This window comes from Duganella dendranthematis (assembly GCF_012849375.1).
GTDB lineage: Bacteria > Pseudomonadota > Gammaproteobacteria > Burkholderiales > Burkholderiaceae_D > Rugamonas > Rugamonas dendranthematis.
Window position 1 is genome coordinate 3,257,223 of sequence record NZ_CP051684.1, and the last position, 16,905, is coordinate 3,274,127.

The window sequence follows — 16,905 nt, forward strand, 5'->3', positions numbered from 1 at the left end:
ATCAATTCTTGCGATGCTGGCGGGCTTCGTCGATTTTTTCACACAGGGCTTTGGTGCCGGCCAACATGCGCGGGCCGGCGCGGTTCAGCTGATCGCCGTCCAGCCGGAACAGGTTGTTCTTCTGGACCGCCAGCAGCGTGCCGTATGGCTTCCACAGATCGACGCTGCCGTAGTCTTTTTCGCTGGTGCCGATGATGGCTTCCGGATTTGCTTGCAGTACCGATTCGATGCTGACCACCGGCGCGGTGACTTTCTGGTCGGCGAAGATGTTGACGCCGCCGCACAGGCGGATCGAGTCGCTGACGATGGATTTGCCGTTCAGCGTGTACAGCGGCTTGTCCCACACTTGATAGAACAGGCGCACCGGCGGGCGGTTGGAATACTGCTTGGTCAGCGTGGCGAATTGCTGGCGGATGTCGGCGGCGGTGGCGTTGGCGACGCTGTCGGTGCCCATCAACTGGCCGAGCCGCTCAACATTGTCGGCGATGCCTTCCAGTTTGGTCGGCTCGCTATGGAATAGCGGCACACCCAGTTTGCGCAGGCCCTCGATCTGGCGCTCAAAACCGCCGTGCATCCAGATCACGATCAGGTCTGGCTTCATGGCGGCCACGCGTTCCATGTCGATCAGGCGGTTGTCGCCGACACGCGGGATTTTCTTGGCGGCTTCCGGGTAGTCGCTGTAGGTGACGGCGCCGACGATCTTGTCGCCCGCGCCGGCAGCGAACAGGAGCTCTGTCACATGCGGCGCCATGGCGATCACGCGCTGCGCCGGCTTTTGCAGCGTGACGACGTTGCCGTCATCATCGCGCACGGTGATCGGTGCCGCGGAGGCAGCGACACCCACAGTCGCGGCAAGCAGCGCGGCGGAAGCCATGCGCATCGCCAGCGAGGCCGTGCTGCGTTGCTTGGTCGGGTTGGTGTTCATCGTTTGCTCCATTCGTTGAGTGCTGCGTGCAGGCGCTGCCAGCCTGCTTCGTCCGGCGGCAGGCCGAGGCGGATGCCGCGTGCCGCTTGTGTAAAGAGTCGTACCCAGATACCGCGTTGCGCCATGTGCTGCCAGAACGCTTCCGGCTGCGCTTCGGCCCACCACTGGAATAGCGGCGTGCCGCTGGACTGGACGCCATGTGCGGCCAGCAGCGCGCGCAGGCGTTCGCCGTTGGCGTGCAGTTCTGCGCGGGTGGCGGCCTGCCATGCCTTGTCGCTCAGCGCCGCATGGGCGATCTGTTGCGCCGGGCCGCTGATGGTCCATGGTCCCAGCAGGTCGGCCAGGTCGCGCAGGAGATCTTCATGCGCGGCGACGAAGCCGAGCCGGATGCCGGCCAGTCCGAAAAACTTGCCGACGGAGCGCAGTACGATCAGCCCTGGCCGCGCCGTGTGGGCCGCCACGCTGTTTTCTTGCGCCGTATCGCCAAACGCTTCGTCCACCACCAGCCAGCCGCCGCGCGCGGCCAATTGGTCGGCCCATTCCAGCAGCTGCACCGCCGGCACTACCGCGCCGGTGGGATTGTTTGGATTGACGACCACCAGTACGTCATGCTGCGCGACGGCCGCCGGCAGCTCGTCGTATGGCGTCAGCGTCATGGTGTGTCCGTGGCCGGCCCAGTGATGGGCGTGTTCGGCGTAGGATGGTGCGCTGACTGCCACCCGTGATGGCGCACGCAGGCGAGGCAGCGCCTGTATCGCCGCCTGTGTGCCGGCCACCGGCAGCATCTGCGACGCGCCGTAGAAAGCTTCCGCCGCTGTGAGCAGCGCCGGATCAGGTTCCGGCAGCCGGTGCCACGCATTGCCGGCTACCTGCGGCGCGGGATACCAGCGCGGATTGATGCCGGTCGACAGATCGACCCAGTCATCGCGGCCGAAGCGCTTCGCGGCGTCGCGCAGATTGCCGCCGTGTTCAAGCATGTGCGTACTCCATCAGTATCGCAGCAGTGCAGGCAACGGCCAGCCACAGCGCCGTGGTACGGGCCACCAGTTGCCAGGCGCGGTTGATGTCCGCGCCGACTGCGGGCGGACCGTCGCCCAGCGTCGGACGGTGTTCAAGTTCGCCGTGATAAATCGCCGCACCGCCCAGCTGCACGCCCAGCGCGCCGGCGCCGCTGGACATCACCGGGCCGGCGTTCGGGCTATCCCAGGTCGGCGCTTGCGCGCGCCAGCACTGCCATGCGCGGCGCTTGCCTTGCAGACCAGGCGCCAGCAGCACATAAGATAGTGCCGTCAAGCGCGCGGGAATGTAATTGAGTGCATCGTCGATGCGCGCGGCGGCGCAGCCGAATTGCAGGAAGCGCGGCGTGCGATAGCCCCACATCGCATCCAGCGTATTCGCCATGCGGAACAGCACCGCGCCCGGACCGCCGGCGACGATAAACCAGAACAGCGTGCCGAATACGGCGTCGTTGCCGTTCTCCAGTAGCGATTCGGCGCTGGCCTTGGTCAGTTCCACTTCGCTGGCGCTGGTGGTATCGCGGCTGACAATGTAGGAGGTGAGACGGCGCGCATTCGGCAGGTCGTGCCGCGCCAGCGCGTCGGCGATTGGCAGATTATGGTCGCGCAGGCTGCGCATGCCGAGGCAGAAGTAGAGCATCATGACGTGAGCGGCGGCTTGCGCCGGCGGCAGGGCAATCACCCACACCAGCAGCGCGGCCAGTGCGGTGAGCGGCAGCACGGCCAGCATCCAGGCCAGTACGCCGCGCGCGAAGCGCTGGTCGTTTTTGTTCAGGCGGCGCTCCAGCGCGATGGCCCAATTGCCGAAACCAACCAGCGGATGCCAGCGGCGCACTTCGCCCCACCATAAATCCAGTAGCACGCCCACCACCATCAACAGCGCGATGGTGGAAAAACTCAATCCACTCAGCACAGTTATCCTTTTAAGACCAGCGGCAGGCCGGCGGCGACGAACACCGCGCGGTCGCAGATGGCGGCGACGGACTGGTTCAGGCGACCCTGCTCGTCCATGAAGCAGCGCGACACGGCGCCCATCGGCATGATGCCCAGGCCAACTTCGTTCGACACCAGCACCACGTCGCTGGCGCACTTGGTCAGCGCGCTGGCCAGCATGTCCTGCTGTTCGTGGAACAGGGCGGGCAGCGCGATCGCGCCGACGTCCGGATATTCCTGGCCGCCGCTGAACAGCAGGTTGCTGAGCCAGAGCGTCAGGCAATCCACCATGATCAGCCGTTCCGGCGAGGACCAGCGCAGCAGCTGGTTGCCGAGTGCCAGCGGCTCTTCGACGGTGATCCATTCGGCGGGACGGCCGGCGCGGTGGTGCGCGATGCGCGACGCCATTTCGCTATCGCCTGCGGTGGCGGTGGCGATGTAAACCACTTCCTTGCCCGATTCGGCGGCCAGGCGCTCTGCGTAGGCGCTTTTGCCCGAGCGCGCACCGCCCAGAACCAGTGTACGTGTCATGTCTCACTCCTCAAGAACAAGGCGGCGACTGCCGCCGGATTGGATGGGAAATAGGCGTGGAAATACGAAGCCGTCAGCGATCCAACGCGATACCAGGCTTCGCCCTGTATAGCGGAGGGATGTTTGACAGTGTACGCCGCTGGCTCCACTTTGGTCTCCAGTTTGGAGTAGTGAAAAGTGTGACCGCGCAGGACGCCCTGTGGCGTCGGCAGGCCTTGCGATCCGAGACCGGCCAAACGTGGCTGCATTGCCACAGCGCCGGGCAGCAGGCCGGCCATATTCCATACTGCGCCGGCTTGGTCGGCCAGCGTATCGGCCAGCGCCATCATGCCGCCGCATTCGGCGACGATGGGCGTGCCGGCTGCATGGGCGGCGCGGATCGAGGCCTGCCATGCGGCGGCTTGCGACAGCTGTTCCGCATGTAATTCAGGATAACCGCCGGGCAGATAAACCGCATCGGCTTGCGCCGGCACCGGCTCGTTGGCCAGCGGCGAGAAGAAGGTCAGCGTCGCGCCGAGCGCGCGCAGCATGTCGACATTGGCCGGATACAGGAACATGAAAGCCGCATCACGCGCGATGGCGACGGTTTTGCCGGCCAGCGTTGCAGGCAGCGCTTCGCCGGCGGGCGCCGGGGCGATGTCCACCTCACGCAGCTGGTTCCACGCGGTTTCGTCAAACGCCAGTTGGTCGGCCAGGTTGTCCAGTAATTGGTCGATATCATTGACTTCACCTGGCAGCACCAGGCCCAGATGGCGTTCCGGCAGCGAGCGCGTTTGTTTGGGTAGCGTGGCGAACAGCGGAATGTCGCGCAGCGAGGTGGCCACCATCTTGGCGTGGCCTTCGCTGGCGATGCGGTTAGCGATCACGCCGGCCATCTCCACTGGACCGTAGTCGCGCAGGCCGTGCACCAGCGCTCCGGCGGTTTGCGCCATCGAGCCGGCGTCGATCACCGCCATTACCGGCACGCCGAAGGCGCGCGCCAGGTCGGCGGAAGAGGGCGTGCCGTCATATAAACCCATGACGCCTTCGATCAGGATCACGTCTGCCTCAACGGCTGCTTGCGACAGCTGCTGGCTGCACAGTTCCTGGCCAACCATCCACAGGTCGAGCGAACGCACCGGTGCGCCGCTGGCGCGTTCCAGCAGCATCGGGTCGATGAAATCCGGGCCGCATTTGAACACGCGTACGCGCTTGCCTAGCCGGACCAGCTTGCGCGCCAGTGCGGCCGTGACGGTGGTCTTGCCTTGTCCCGAAGAGACGGCGGCGATCAGCAGTGCCTTTACCATTCGGTCCCCGCCTGCGCGCCGATGCCTGCCTTGAAGGCGTGCTTCACCACTGCCATTTCGGTGACGGTGTCGGCGATCTCGATGAGTTCCGGTGGCGCGCCACGGCCGGTGATGACCACGTGCTGTAATGCTGGACGCGCCAGCAGGTCGTTGATGACGGTATCGACGTCCAGGTATTTGTATTTGAGGGCGATGTTCAGCTCATCGAACACCACCAGGCCGATTTCGGGATCGGCGAGGAATAGTTTCGCCTGTTCCCACGCCAGCAGCGCCTTGTCGATATCGCGTTCGCGGTTCTGCGTCTCCCAGGTGTAGCCTTCGCCCATGGCGTGAAAGCTGATCTCCTCCGGGAAGCGGCGCAGGAAGCGTTCCTCGCCAGTCTGCAAAGCGCCTTTGATGAACTGCACCACGCCGACCTTCATGCCGTGGCCCATGGCGCGGATGGCCATGCCGAAGGCGCTGGAGCTTTTTCCCTTGCCGTTGCCGGTGTTGACGATGATGATGCCGATCTGTTTGTCGGCGGCGGCGATTTTGGCGTCGATGATCGCCTTCTTGCGTTCCATGCGCACGCGATGGCGTTCGTTGATGTCGTCGCTCATTGGGTTTCCTCTTTGGGGATGAATATCGTGCGCTTGCCGTGCTGGATAGCTTCGATAGGGTGGCCGAGATAGTCGCCGAGCAGGCCGGCCTGCATCACATCTTCTCGTGTGCCGGACAGCCAGCGGCCGTCACCCTTCAGCAGCAGCGCGTGGGTGGAAACGCTGTGCGCCAGCGTCAGGTCATGACCGATCATGACGGCGGTCTTGCCTTGTTCGCGGCACAGGCGCGCGAGGATGCTCATTACGCTGACCTGGTGCGCCAGATCGAGCGCGTTGGCCGGTTCGTCCAGCAGCAGCAGCGGCGTGTCCTGCGCCAGCATGGCGGCAATCGCTACCCGCTGGCGTTCGCCGCCGGACAGCGTACGCACGTCGCGCGACTTCAGTTCGGCAACTTCCATCGCTTCCAGCGATTGGATGGCGATGGCGTGATCGTCGCTATCTTCCCAGTAGCGGTTGCCGTGATACGGATGGCGCGCCGACAATACAGTTTCGATCACGCTGTAGGAAAAGGCGTCGCTGCGGCTCTGCGCCAGGAAGGCGCGCTGGCGCGCTAGTTCTTCCAGCGGCCATTCGGCCAGCGGACGGCCGTTTAGCGACACGTGACCGGCTTCCGGCGGACGCAGCCCCGCCAGCGCGCGCATCAAGGTGCTCTTGCCGGCGCCATTGCGGCCGATAATGCTCCAGCATTCGCCTTCGCGCACCTGCCAGTCGAGATCCTTGACCAGCTGGCGCTGGCCGGCGCTCAGTGAAAGTTGGTGGGTGCTGATCATCATTTGCGCAGGCGGTGCAGTTGGTACAGGAACACCGGCGCGCCGATCAGCGCGGTCACCACGCCGACCGGCAGCTGCTGCGGCGCGATGGCGGTGCGGGCCAAGGTATCGGCCAGCATCAGGAAGGTGCCGCCGCCGATGGTGGCGGCCGGGATCAATATGCGGTGATCGGGACCGACCGCAAAGCGGCAGGCGTGCGGCACGATCAGGCCAACGAAGCCGATGCTGCCGGCGCTGGTGACGGCGCTGGCGGTCAGTAGGCCGGAGACGAAGAACAGGCCTTTGCGCAGCGCGCCGACGCGGATGCCCAGCGTGGCGGCGGCTTCCGCGTGCAGCGCCATCACGTTCATGGCGCGCGCGTTGCGCAGGGCGAAGGCCAGGGAGGCGATCAGCACCACCCATGGCATCCAGCGCATCTGCGTGCCAGACAGGTCGCCGATGATCCAGAACACCATGCCGCGCAGGCGGCTCTCCGGCGCGATGGACAGCATCAGCGTCACCATCGCCATGCAGGCGGAGGACAGAATCGCGCCGGTCAACAGCAGCAGCGCGGTGCCGCCTTCCGCCGCCGTGCCGCCGCGCAGGTCGCGCCGGGCCAGCACATACAGCATCATCGAGACGGCGACGGCGCCGCCGAATGCGGCGGCATCCACCATCCAGGCGGCGCACATGAACAGCAGCGCGGCCAGCGCGCCGACCGAGGCGCCGGCGGACAAGCCAAGGACATAGGGATCGGCCAGCGGGTTGCGCAACAGCGCCTGCATCATCGCGCCGGCCAGCGAGAGCGCGGCGCCGGTGACGAAAGCGGACACCGCGCGGCTAAGGCGCAGGTCGAGCAGCGTGGCCGCCAGCGAGGCGGTCTGGCCATGCAGCAGCTCATTGAGCGCTGCGGGAATATCGGAAAACGGAATAGGGACCGAACCGGTCATGCCCGAAAAAATCAGGCCGGCAAACGCGAACAGCAGCAGGCCGGCCATGGTGATGGCGGCGCGCTGTTGCAGATTGCGGGAGAAAGAATGCATGCACTGCTTTCAAAAAGAACTGCCGGGACGGGAATTCAACCCCGGCAGGTTACACCATTATTTGTAGCCGTAACGCAGTCCGGCAAACACCTTGGAACCCGGTGTGACGTAGAAGCGCGCCAGATCGTATTGCTTGTCGCCGATGTTGTTCCAGCGGACCAGCGCCGACCAGTCACGCGTGAAGCTGTAGGTGGCGTACAGATTCACCAGACCGTAGCCGCCCAGGCGATTCTTGTTGGCCGCATCGTCAAAGCGGTCGCCGGAGAATTCCAGCTCCACGCCGGTCTTCAGCGCGCCGATGCTGTAGTCGGCGGTCACGTTGCCGTGCTTTTTGGCGCGACGCGCCAGGCGCTTGCCGCTGGTCTCGTCCTTTGGATCTTGCAGGTCAAGGTTGGCGGCCAGGTTGACGCCCGCCACGCGGGTCGCGCCGGCGATGGTCACGCCTTCCAGCAGCGCCTCGTTGACGTTGTAGACGCAGCTGGATTTGTAGCCGGCGTAGGGGCAAGGTGTGGTGCTGACCAGCAGGTCGGTCAACCGGTTGTGATAGTAGCTGGCGCTGACTGCATTGACGCCGTCATCCCAGCGCAGGCCGAGTTCCGCATTCTTGCCCTGTTCCGGCTTGTTGGCTGGATTGCCGTAGCCCGAGTAATACAACTCGTTGTAGGTCGGCGCGCGGAAGCTGGTGCCGTAGCTGGCGGTGGCGCGCAGCTGCGAGGTGATGTCGTAGCCGTAGCCGATCGAGCCGGTGTTTTTCGAGCCGTACACCGAGTTATCGCGGCGGATGCTGGCGTTCAGCAGGCTGGCGCCACGGCGCGCGTTGTAGGAAGCGGCCCACGCGTTGGTGGTGCGGTCGCGGTTCAGCGCAGTGTCGCCGTTGGTCGATACTTCTTCCTTGCGGTGATCGTACAGCAGTTGCAGCACGTCGGCGCCGATGCGCACGTCGTTTTGCAGCGTGATGTCGGTCTGCTTGGTGTCGATGCGCGAGTAACCGGCTGCGGCGGCGCTGCTCCAGTTTTGGCCCTTGTCCCGGCTTTCCGAATATTGCAGCAGGGTGTCGACGTTCGGCAGGAACTTGGCCTTGCCATAGACGGCGGCGGTTTCCAATTCTGCCTTGCTGCGCACATCGTAGGCGGAAGCGCCGCTGTCGTACTGCGATTCGAGTTTGCTGTGCAAGAACAGCGCGCCGGTTTCGTAGCCTGGGGCGATCTGCACGCCGAACTGGCCGGAAACGTTTTCCTTGTCGTAGCCGTCGCGGTCCGCGTTGTACGAGGTGATGCCTGGACGCGTGGCCGAGAAGCCGTCCGATTTTTCCTTACCCGCGCTGATGGCGTAGGTGAAGCTATGCTCACCGCCGGTGGCGCCGGACAGCGTGGCGTCGGCTTCGCGCGTCTTGTCGCTGCCGTAGCCTGCGAAGGCCGTCAGTGTCGGCGCGCCTTGGCCTTTCTTGGTGAAGATCTGGATCACGCCGCCGATGGCGTCGGCGCCGTACAGGGAGCTCAGTGGGCCGTAGACGATTTCGATATGGTCGATGGCGGTCAGCGGAATCGCGCTCCAGTTAGCGGCGCCGGTGGTCGAGGAGCCGATACGCACGCCGTCGACCAGTACGATGTTCTGATTGCTGTTGGCGCCGCGGATGTAGACGCTGGATGCGGTGCCGGCCCCGCCGTTGCGGGCGATCTCGATGCCGCGCTGGCGTTGCAGCAGGTCGACGATAGAACCGGCGCCGGCTGCGGCGATCTGCTCAGGGCCGATGGTGATGGTGTCGCTGATGACGTTGGCCAGCGGCTGTGGCGTGCGGGTGGCGGTGACGACAACGGCGTCGGTGGCGGTAACTGGTTCAGCGTGCGCATAGCAGGCGGCCATGGCGAATGCCAGCGACGTCAGGGTCGCAGGACGGGAAATACGAAGGGTCATGATATGTTTTCTATTAATGCCAACTGGCCGACGTCCCCGTGGGCCAATTGTGAACAGAAGCGCGGCATTGACGTCGCTTCCACCTGGTTTGGCCGGTATCCGGGCTGACAAGTGGCACCGCCTCACCTTCCCATGCCGTAGCACAGTGGTTGCTGGAGGAGGTTTGTCGCGCTGAACAAAGATTGCGACACTTGTTTACCGTTGCGGGGGCAGCACACGTTAGCGTTTTTGTATCGCTTCGTGTTTCCCGTTTAACTGCGCGCCTGGACAGGCACGCGAGCACCAAAACCCGGACATTATACGGGGTTCAGGGTCAACGTGGCGCCGTAAGCAATTTGATGGGCGGCTTGCGCGGCTTGCAGCCCCATCGCCGCAGGGGGAAGTCCGGCGTGGCAGGCGCTCAGCAAACGCATGGCGCCGGCGTGGCAGATGATGATGGCCTGGGCGTGCTGGCGCTGCACGTCTCTATAGAAGGCGCTGATCCGTTCGGCCATTTGCAGCACGCTTTCGCCGCCGCCGGGATGGTAGTGGACCATGTCGGCGGCCCAGGCGTCGATGTCGGCGCGCGGGATGCTGTCCCATGGCTGCATCTCCCATGCGCCGAAGTGCATCTCCACCAGGCGGCTGTCGTAGTGTGGCGTGGGCGTCAGGCGCGCGGCCAGTTCGGCGCAGCGGCGCAGGGGACTTGAGTAGATAGGCAGGCCGGCTGGCAGCTGGAGCGCGGCCAGTGTCTGTTCCAGCTGGCCCGGCGCGATGGCGAGGTCGGTGCTGCCGTAGCAGAAGCCCGGCGCCACCAGCGGCTGCGGGTGGCGGACCAATATCAGCTTCATACCGGCAGCGCGCCATGCTGGAAGCTGGCCAGCGCGCACAGGTAGAACATAACTTCAGTGACTTGCTGGACTGCGCCGAGGCAGTCGCCCGTGTAGCCACCGATGCGGCGCACGCATTTGCGCGCCAGCCACCAGGTGGCGATGGCGGCGACAATCACGCCGCTGACCAGCGCGGCCGGCGGCAGCCAGCGCAACTCAATGACTACCAGCGCCGCCACGATGGACGTGATGGCGGCGATCAGGAATTCGGTGCCGCGCATTTTTTGCGCCAGCGGCTTGGCCTTGCCTTCGGCGCGCGCGTAGTCGAGACGCCAGATCAGCGAGGTCGCCATCAGGCGCGAAAGGGGATGCGCCACCAGTAACGCACCGATGACGGCCAGCGGCGGCAGCATGGACAGCGTCACCAGCTTGAGGCCCAGCATGCAAATAGTGCCGATGGCGCCATACGCGCCGATGCGCGAATCCTTCATGATCTCCAGCACGCGCTCCGGCGTCATGCCGCCACCGAAGCCGTCGCACATATCGGCAAAGCCGTCTTCGTGGAAGGCACCGGTGGCATAGATGCCGACGGCGGTGGAGATGACCACCGCCACCGGGGCCGGCAGGAACCACGCAGCCACCGCGTACGCCGCGCCAGTGATCAGCGCCACCACCAGGCCAACCAGCGGGAAATAGCGCGAGGCCTGGTTGAGCCACGCAGGATCGAAACCCACCCAGCGTGGAATCGGCAGGCGGGTAAAGAACTGCAGCGCGGTGAAGAACAGGCGTAGCTGGTGCATGCTGTGTATCGGCCTTACTCGGACTTTTCGCTGACCTGGGCCGACTCGAAGGTGGCCATCTGGTTCAGGAAGTTGACGGCGGCGTGCAGCAGCGGCAGCGCCAGCGCGCAGCCGGTGCCTTCGCCGAGGCGCAGGCCGAGGTTCAGCAGCGGTTTGGCGCCCAGCGCGTCGAGCATTTGTTTGTGGCCGTTTTCGTCGGAGCAGTGGGCGAACACGCAGTAGTCCAGGATCGCGGGATGCATGCGGGCGGCGACCAGCAGCGCGCTGGTGACGATAAAGCCGTCGATCAGCAGGATCTTGCGCAGTTCCGCCGCCTTCAGCATGGCGCCGGCCATCATGGCGATTTCCAGCCCGCCGAAAGTGGCCAACACGTCTAGCGCCTCGGTGGCGTGAGCGTGCCTGTCGACTGCCGCCTCGATCACGCGTTGTTTATGCAGGATGCCGTCGGCCGACAGGCCGGTGCCGGCGCCGACGCATTGCGCTACCGGGATGCCGGTCAACTTGTGCATCAGCGCAGCGGCGGCGGTGGTGTTACCGATGCCCATTTCGCCGAAGCCGACCACATTGCCTTCCAGTTCTGACGCCAGCGCCATGCCGGCCGCCAGCGCGGTCTGGCACAGATCGCGGCTCATCGCCGGTTCGTTGGCGAAGTTGCGGGTGCCGTGCGCCAGCTTGCGGTCGGTCAGGCCGTCGCGTGGGCCGAAGTCGTGATTGACGCCGGCGTCGATGACGCGCAGCTCGCAATGGTTCTGGGTGGCAAACACATTGATGGCGGCGCCGCGCGCCAGGAAGTTCTCGACCATTTGCCAGGTCACGTCCTGCGGGTAGGCGGAGATGCCTTCTGCCACCACACCGTGGTCGGCGGCGAACACCAATATAGAAGGCTTGGTCAGTGCGATGTCGCGGGTGTTCTGGATCAGGCCGATTTGCCTGGCCAGTGCCTCCAGCACGCCCAGGCTGCCCAGCGGCTTGGTCTTGTTATTAATAGCGCGGTCGAGTTGGGCGGCGAGTGCTTCGTTATGAGTAGGGGAGATGGACATGAGGCTGCATATGAATCGAAGAATTTCGTATTCTACCCTTGCCAGACTGGCCGGCCCTTGTTATGATTCTGTCCCTCACGAAACAACACATGCAAATGCAGCGTTGAGTGAGGAAAAGAAGAGCTTGACGAGATGTACGAAACGCCTCATAATCTTGCCTCTTCGCTGACAAACAAAACGCTTTGTTAGCACGCAGTACAGAATGATCTTTAAAAATTTACAGTCGATAAGTGTGGGCATTTGGTGCTGCAACAAAAAGCATTAAATGCTCAACAAAGAAATATTCAGTAGAAATACTGTCAGTATTTTTGAGAAGAGCGAACCAGTGACCAGCAGTGGTCACAAACAGAGATTAAACTAAAGAGTTTGATCCTGGCTCAGATTGAACGCTGGCGGCATGCCTTACACATGCAAGTCGAACGGCAGCACGGAGCTTGCTCTGGTGGCGAGTGGCGAACGGGTGAGTAATATATCGGAACGTACCCTGGAGTGGGGGATAACGTAGCGAAAGTTACGCTAATACCGCATACGATCTAAGGATGAAAGTGGGGGCTCGCAAGACCTCATGCTCCTGGAGCGGCCGATATCTGATTAGCTAGTTGGTAGGGTAAAAGCCTACCAAGGCATCGATCAGTAGCTGGTCTGAGAGGACGACCAGCCACACTGGAACTGAGACACGGTCCAGACTCCTACGGGAGGCAGCAGTGGGGAATTTTGGACAATGGGCGCAAGCCTGATCCAGCAATGCCGCGTGAGTGAAGAAGGCCTTCGGGTTGTAAAGCTCTTTTGTCAGGGAAGAAAAGGGTCTGGCTAATATCTAGGCCTCATGACGGTACCTGAAGAATAAGCACCGGCTAACTACGTGCCAGCAGCCGCGGTAATACGTAGGGTGCAAGCGTTAATCGGAATTACTGGGCGTAAAGCGTGCGCAGGCGGTTTTGTAAGACTGTCGTGAAATCCCCGGGCTCAACCTGGGAATGGCGATGGTGACTGCAAGGCTAGAGTTTGGCAGAGGGGGGTAGAATTCCACGTGTAGCAGTGAAATGCGTAGATATGTGGAGGAACACCGATGGCGAAGGCAGCCCCCTGGGTCAAAACTGACGCTCATGCACGAAAGCGTGGGGAGCAAACAGGATTAGATACCCTGGTAGTCCACGCCCTAAACGATGTCTACTAGTTGTCGGGTCTTAATTGACTTGGTAACGCAGCTAACGCGTGAAGTAGACCGCCTGGGGAGTACGGTCGCAAGATTAAAACTCAAAGGAATTGACGGGGACCCGCACAAGCGGTGGATGATGTGGATTAATTCGATGCAACGCGAAAAACCTTACCTACCCTTGACATGGATGGAATCTCCGAGAGATTGGAGAGTGCCCGAAAGGGAACCATTACACAGGTGCTGCATGGCTGTCGTCAGCTCGTGTCGTGAGATGTTGGGTTAAGTCCCGCAACGAGCGCAACCCTTGTCATTAGTTGCTACGAAAGAGCACTCTAATGAGACTGCCGGTGACAAACCGGAGGAAGGTGGGGATGACGTCAAGTCCTCATGGCCCTTATGGGTAGGGCTTCACACGTCATACAATGGTACATACAGAGCGCCGCCAACCCGCGAGGGGGAGCTAATCGCAGAAAGTGTATCGTAGTCCGGATTGTAGTCTGCAACTCGACTGCATGAAGTTGGAATCGCTAGTAATCGCGGATCAGCATGTCGCGGTGAATACGTTCCCGGGTCTTGTACACACCGCCCGTCACACCATGGGAGCGGGTTTTACCAGAAGTAGGTAGCTTAACCGTAAGGAGGGCGCTTACCACGGTAGGATTCGTGACTGGGGTGAAGTCGTAACAAGGTAGCCGTATCGGAAGGTGCGGCTGGATCACCTCCTTTCTAGAGTTTGCAGGTTCTTCGGAACATGCCAAGTGCTCACACTTATCTGCTGTATCGTTCTTTAACAATCTGGAAGAAGTAAAGTTTTATTAGGTGTGTGTCGACAGATACATGCCTGGGTAGTAAAACTCATCATCACAAAGTAGTAAATGCTAAGAACTATAGCCGTCAAGGTTATAGGGACAAGTGAATAAGTGCACATGGTGGATGCCTTGGCGATTACAGGCGATGAAGGACGTAGTAGCTTGCGATAAGCTGCGGGGAGCTAGCAAACAAGCTTTGATCCGCAGATTTCCGAATGGGGAAACCCGGCCCTTTGGGTCATCACTCACTGAATACATAGGTGTGTGAAGCGAACGCGGCGAACTGAAACATCTAAGTAGCTGCAGGAAAAGAAATCAACCGAGATTCCCAAAGTAGTGGCGAGCGAAATGGGAAGAGCCTGCACGTGATAGTCGGACTGATAATGGAATGCTCTGGAAATGGCAGCCACAGCGGGTGATAGCCCCGTACATGAAATCAGACCGGTGGTACTAAGCGTGCGACAAGTAGGGCGGGACACGAGAAATCCTGTCTGAATATGGGGGGACCATCCTCCAAGGCTAAATACTCGTAATCGACCGATAGTGAACCAGTACCGTGAGGGAAAGGCGAAAAGAACCCCGGGAGGGGAGTGAAATAGATCCTGAAACCGTGTGCATACAAACAGTAGGAGCGGACTTGTTCCGTGACTGCGTACCTTTTGTATAATGGGTCAGCGACTTACATTCAGTGGCAAGGTTAACCGAATAGGGAAGCCGTAGAGAAATCGAGTCCGAACAGGGCGATAGTCGCTGGGTGTAGACCCGAAACCAAGTGATCTACTCATGGCCAGGATGAAGGTGCGGTAACACGCACTGGAGGTCCGAACCCACTAATGTTGAAAAATTAGGGGATGAGCTGTGGGTAGGGGTGAAAGGCTAAACAAACTTGGAAATAGCTGGTTCTCTCCGAAAACTATTTAGGTAGTGCCTCAAGTATCACCATCGGGGGTAGAGCACTGTTATGGCTAGGGGTCATCGCGACTTACCAAACCATTGCAAACTCCGAATACCGATGAGTGCGAGCTTGGGAGACAGACGTCGGGTGCTAACGTCCGGCGTCAAGAGGGAAACAACCCAGACCGCCAGCTAAGGTCCCAAAGATTGGCTAAGTGGAAAACGAAGTGGGAAGGCTAAAACAGTCAGGATGTTGGCTTAGAAGCAGCCATCATTTAAAGAAAGCGTAATAGCTCACTGATCGAGTCGTCCTGCGCGGAAGATGTAACGGGGCTAAGCCAGTCACCGAAGCTGCGGATATGCTTTTAGCATATGGTAGGAGAGCGTTCTGTAAGCCTGCGAAGGTGTCTTGTAAAGGATGCTGGAGGTATCAGAAGTGCGAATGCTGACATGAGTAGCGATAATGGGGGTGAAAAGCCCCCACGCCGTAAGCCCAAGGTTTCCTGTTCAACGTTCATCGGAGCAGGGTGAGTCGGCCCCTAAGGCGAGGCAGAGATGCGTAGCTGATGGGAAGCAGGTTAATATTCCTGCACCGTCGTATGATGCGATGGGGGGACGGATCGCGGAAGGTTGTCTGACTGTTGGAATAGTCAGTTTCTGCTTCATAGAAGGCGCTTAGGCAAATCCGGGCGCGTAATTCAAGGGAGTGGGACGAGTGCACTTGTGCACGTAGCAATCGGAAGTGGTTCCAAGAAAAGCCTCTAAGCTTCAGTCATACGAGACCGTACCGCAAACCGACACAGGTGGGCGAGATGAGTATTCTAAGGCGCTTGAGAGAACTCGGGAGAAGGAACTCGGCAAATTGGTACCGTAACTTCGGGAAAAGGTACGCCCTTGTAGCTTGGCTGATTTACTTCAGTAGGGCGAACGGGTTGCAATAAACTGGTGGCTGCGACTGTTTAATAAAAACACAGCACTCTGCAAACACGAAAGTGGACGTATAGGGTGTGACGCCTGCCCGGTGCTGGAAGATTAAATGATGGGGTGCAAGCTCTTGATTGAAGTCCCAGTAAACGGCGGCCGTAACTATAACGGTCCTAAGGTAGCGAAATTCCTTGTCGGGTAAGTTCCGACCTGCACGAATGGCGTAACGATGGCCACACTGTCTCCTCCCGAGACTCAGCGAAGTTGAAATGTTTGTGATGATGCAATCTACCCGCGGCTAGACGGAAAGACCCCATGAACCTTTACTGTAGCTTTGCATTGGACTTTGAACCAATCTGTGTAGGATAGGTGGGAGGCTTTGAAGCAGGAACGCCAGTTTCTGTGGAGCCAACCTTGAAATACCACCCTGGTTTGTTTGAGGTTCTAACCTTGGTCCGTTATCCGGATCGGGGACAGTGCATGGTAGGCAGTTTGACTGGGGCGGTCTCCTCCTAAAGTGTAACGGAGGAGTTCGAAGGTACGCTAATTACGGTCGGACATCGTGATGATAGTGCAATGGCATAAGCGTGCTTAACTGCGAGACTGACAAGTCGAGCAGGTACGAAAGTAGGACATAGTGATCCGGTGGTTCTGTATGGAAGGGCCATCGCTCAACGGATAAAAGGTACTCTGGGGATAACAGGCTGATTCCTCCCAAGAGTTCATATCGACGGGGGAGTTTGGCACCTCGATGTCGGCTCATCACATCCTGGGGCTGTAGCCGGTCCCAAGGGTATGGCTGTTCGCCATTTAAAGTGGTACGTGAGCTGGGTTTAAAACGTCGTGAGACAGTTTGGTCCCTATCTGCCGTGGGCGTTGGAAATTTGAAGGGGGCTGCTCCTAGTACGAGAGGACCGGAGTGGACAGACCTCTGGTGTACCGGTTGTCACGCCAGTGGCATTGCCGGGTAGCTAAGTCTGGAAGAGATAACCGCTGAAAGCATCTAAGCGGGAAACTTGCCTTAAGATGAGATTTCCCAGAGCCTTGAGCTCTTTGAAGGGTCGTTCGAGACCAGGACGTTGATAGGTCAGGTGTGGAAGTGCAGTAATGCATTAAGCTAACTGATACTAATTGCCCGTACGGCTTGTCCCTATAACCTTGACGGTTATGCGCATTTACTCTGATGATGAGTGGTGCTACCCCAACAACTAAACTTTACTTCTCCCAGATTCGCTGTGCAGCCGTTGGCTGCAGAGCACACAAGTCAAAGCTTGATGACCATAGTAAGTCGGTCCCACCCCTTCCCATCCCGAACAGGACCGTGAAACGACTCTACGCCGATGATAGTGCTGCAACCAGTGTGAAAGTAGGTTATCGTCAAGCTAGTTATTAGAAAAAGCCCCTTCCGGTATAAAACTGGTTGGGGCTTTTTTGCTTTTGTGCATTAAAATGGGTCGATATCTGGTATGCAACC

12 protein-coding genes, 3 rRNA genes and 1 riboswitch are annotated in these 16,905 nt (G+C 60.5%); of the genes, 3 read left to right on the forward strand and 12 right to left on the reverse strand.

What is annotated here, in order from left to right:
* Position 1: 1 nt before the first annotated feature.
* The 12 genes from HH213_RS14790 to cobT form a co-directional block, all read right to left on the reverse strand.
* Positions 2–925 carry a cobalamin-binding protein gene (locus tag HH213_RS14790; RefSeq protein ID WP_371875704.1) on the reverse strand — a complete coding sequence of 308 codons (924 nt, stop codon included), beginning with the start codon at positions 923–925 and terminating at the stop codon, positions 2–4.
* Positions 922–1,902 (reverse strand): threonine-phosphate decarboxylase CobD, encoded by a 981-nt coding sequence (gene cobD, locus HH213_RS14795; protein ID WP_169112717.1) that lies wholly within the window; start codon positions 1,900–1,902, stop codon positions 922–924. The genes HH213_RS14790 and cobD overlap by 4 nt, the downstream gene beginning before the upstream one ends.
* A complete protein-coding gene (gene cbiB, locus HH213_RS14800) occupies positions 1,895–2,854 on the reverse strand; it encodes an adenosylcobinamide-phosphate synthase CbiB (protein WP_169112718.1) in 960 nt (319 codons plus the stop codon). Before cbiB ends, cobD begins: the two co-directional genes overlap by 8 nt.
* A 2-nt stretch (positions 2,855–2,856) precedes the next feature.
* Positions 2,857–3,405 carry a bifunctional adenosylcobinamide kinase/adenosylcobinamide-phosphate guanylyltransferase gene (gene cobU / locus HH213_RS14805; protein WP_169112719.1) on the reverse strand — a complete coding sequence of 183 codons (549 nt, stop codon included), beginning with the start codon at positions 3,403–3,405 and terminating at the stop codon, positions 2,857–2,859.
* A complete protein-coding gene (locus tag HH213_RS14810; RefSeq protein WP_169112720.1) occupies positions 3,402–4,691 on the reverse strand; it encodes a cobyrinic acid a,c-diamide synthase CobB in 1,290 nt (429 codons plus the stop codon). Before HH213_RS14810 ends, cobU begins: the two co-directional genes overlap by 4 nt.
* Positions 4,685–5,290: a cob(I)yrinic acid a,c-diamide adenosyltransferase gene (gene cobO / locus HH213_RS14815; protein WP_110850145.1), complete on the reverse strand. Its 606-nt coding sequence runs from the start codon at positions 5,288–5,290 to the stop codon at positions 4,685–4,687. Before cobO ends, HH213_RS14810 begins: the two co-directional genes overlap by 7 nt.
* A complete protein-coding gene (locus HH213_RS14820; RefSeq protein WP_169115191.1) occupies positions 5,287–6,060 on the reverse strand; it encodes an ABC transporter ATP-binding protein in 774 nt (257 codons plus the stop codon). The genes cobO and HH213_RS14820 overlap by 4 nt, the downstream gene beginning before the upstream one ends.
* Positions 6,060–7,082 (reverse strand): FecCD family ABC transporter permease, encoded by a 1,023-nt coding sequence (locus HH213_RS14825; RefSeq protein ID WP_169112721.1) that lies wholly within the window; start codon positions 7,080–7,082, stop codon positions 6,060–6,062. The genes HH213_RS14820 and HH213_RS14825 overlap by 1 nt, the downstream gene beginning before the upstream one ends.
* A 57-nt stretch (positions 7,083–7,139) precedes the next feature.
* Entirely contained in the window at positions 7,140–8,996 is a 1,857-nt protein-coding gene (locus HH213_RS14830) for a TonB-dependent receptor domain-containing protein (RefSeq protein WP_169112722.1), read from the reverse strand.
* A 73-nt stretch (positions 8,997–9,069) separates the two neighbouring features.
* A riboswitch (cobalamin riboswitch) is annotated at positions 9,070–9,298 on the reverse strand.
* Entirely contained in the window at positions 9,293–9,826 is a 534-nt protein-coding gene (locus tag HH213_RS14835; protein ID WP_169112723.1) for a histidine phosphatase family protein, read from the reverse strand. Its footprint overlaps the riboswitch before it by 6 nt.
* Positions 9,823–10,605, reverse strand: coding sequence for an adenosylcobinamide-GDP ribazoletransferase (locus HH213_RS14840; RefSeq protein ID WP_169112724.1), 783 nt, complete (start codon positions 10,603–10,605; stop codon positions 9,823–9,825). The genes HH213_RS14835 and HH213_RS14840 overlap by 4 nt, the downstream gene beginning before the upstream one ends.
* Before the next feature lie 14 nt (positions 10,606–10,619).
* The gene (gene cobT, locus HH213_RS14845) at positions 10,620–11,645 is read right to left on the reverse strand and encodes a nicotinate-nucleotide--dimethylbenzimidazole phosphoribosyltransferase (RefSeq protein WP_169112725.1); all 1,026 of its coding nucleotides are present in this window, start codon (positions 11,643–11,645) and stop codon (positions 10,620–10,622) included.
* A gap of 354 nt (positions 11,646–11,999) precedes the next feature.
* Between cobT and HH213_RS14850 the strand changes: the two genes are divergently transcribed.
* The 3 genes from HH213_RS14850 to rrf all read left to right on the forward strand — a co-directional run bounded on the left by HH213_RS14850 (position 12,000) and on the right by rrf (position 16,814).
* A 16S ribosomal RNA gene (locus tag HH213_RS14850) occupies positions 12,000–13,530 on the forward strand.
* A 180-nt stretch (positions 13,531–13,710) separates the two neighbouring features.
* A 23S ribosomal RNA gene (locus HH213_RS14855) occupies positions 13,711–16,583 on the forward strand.
* Positions 16,584–16,701: 118 nt separating this feature from the next.
* Positions 16,702–16,814: ribosomal RNA gene (gene rrf / locus HH213_RS14860) — 5S ribosomal RNA — on the forward strand.
* Together the 16S, 23S and 5S rRNA genes form the textbook arrangement of a ribosomal RNA operon.
* Positions 16,815–16,905: the final 91 nt, after the last annotated feature.

Coding starts and splice junctions, on each gene's coding strand:
- cobT (WP_169112725.1), bottom strand. CDS start 11,645: ATGTCCATCTCCCCTACTCATAACGAAGCACTCGCCGCCCAACTCGAC.
- HH213_RS14830 (WP_169112722.1), bottom strand. CDS start 8,996: ATGACCCTTCGTATTTCCCGTCCTGCGACCCTGACGTCGCTGGCATTC.
- HH213_RS14825 (WP_169112721.1), bottom strand. CDS start 7,082: ATGCATTCTTTCTCCCGCAATCTGCAACAGCGCGCCGCCATCACCATG.
- HH213_RS14790 (WP_371875704.1), bottom strand. CDS start 925: ATGAACACCAACCCGACCAAGCAACGCAGCACGGCCTCGCTGGCGATG.
- cobU (WP_169112719.1), bottom strand. CDS start 3,405: ATGACACGTACACTGGTTCTGGGCGGTGCGCGCTCGGGCAAAAGCGCC.
- cobO (WP_110850145.1), bottom strand. CDS start 5,290: ATGAGCGACGACATCAACGAACGCCATCGCGTGCGCATGGAACGCAAG.
- HH213_RS14835 (WP_169112723.1), bottom strand. CDS start 9,826: ATGAAGCTGATATTGGTCCGCCACCCGCAGCCGCTGGTGGCGCCGGGC.
- cobD (WP_169112717.1), bottom strand. CDS start 1,902: ATGCTTGAACACGGCGGCAATCTGCGCGACGCCGCGAAGCGCTTCGGC.
- HH213_RS14820 (WP_169115191.1), bottom strand. CDS start 6,060: ATGATCAGCACCCACCAACTTTCACTGAGCGCCGGCCAGCGCCAGCTG.
- HH213_RS14840 (WP_169112724.1), bottom strand. CDS start 10,605: ATGCACCAGCTACGCCTGTTCTTCACCGCGCTGCAGTTCTTTACCCGC.
- HH213_RS14810 (WP_169112720.1), bottom strand. CDS start 4,691: ATGGTAAAGGCACTGCTGATCGCCGCCGTCTCTTCGGGACAAGGCAAG.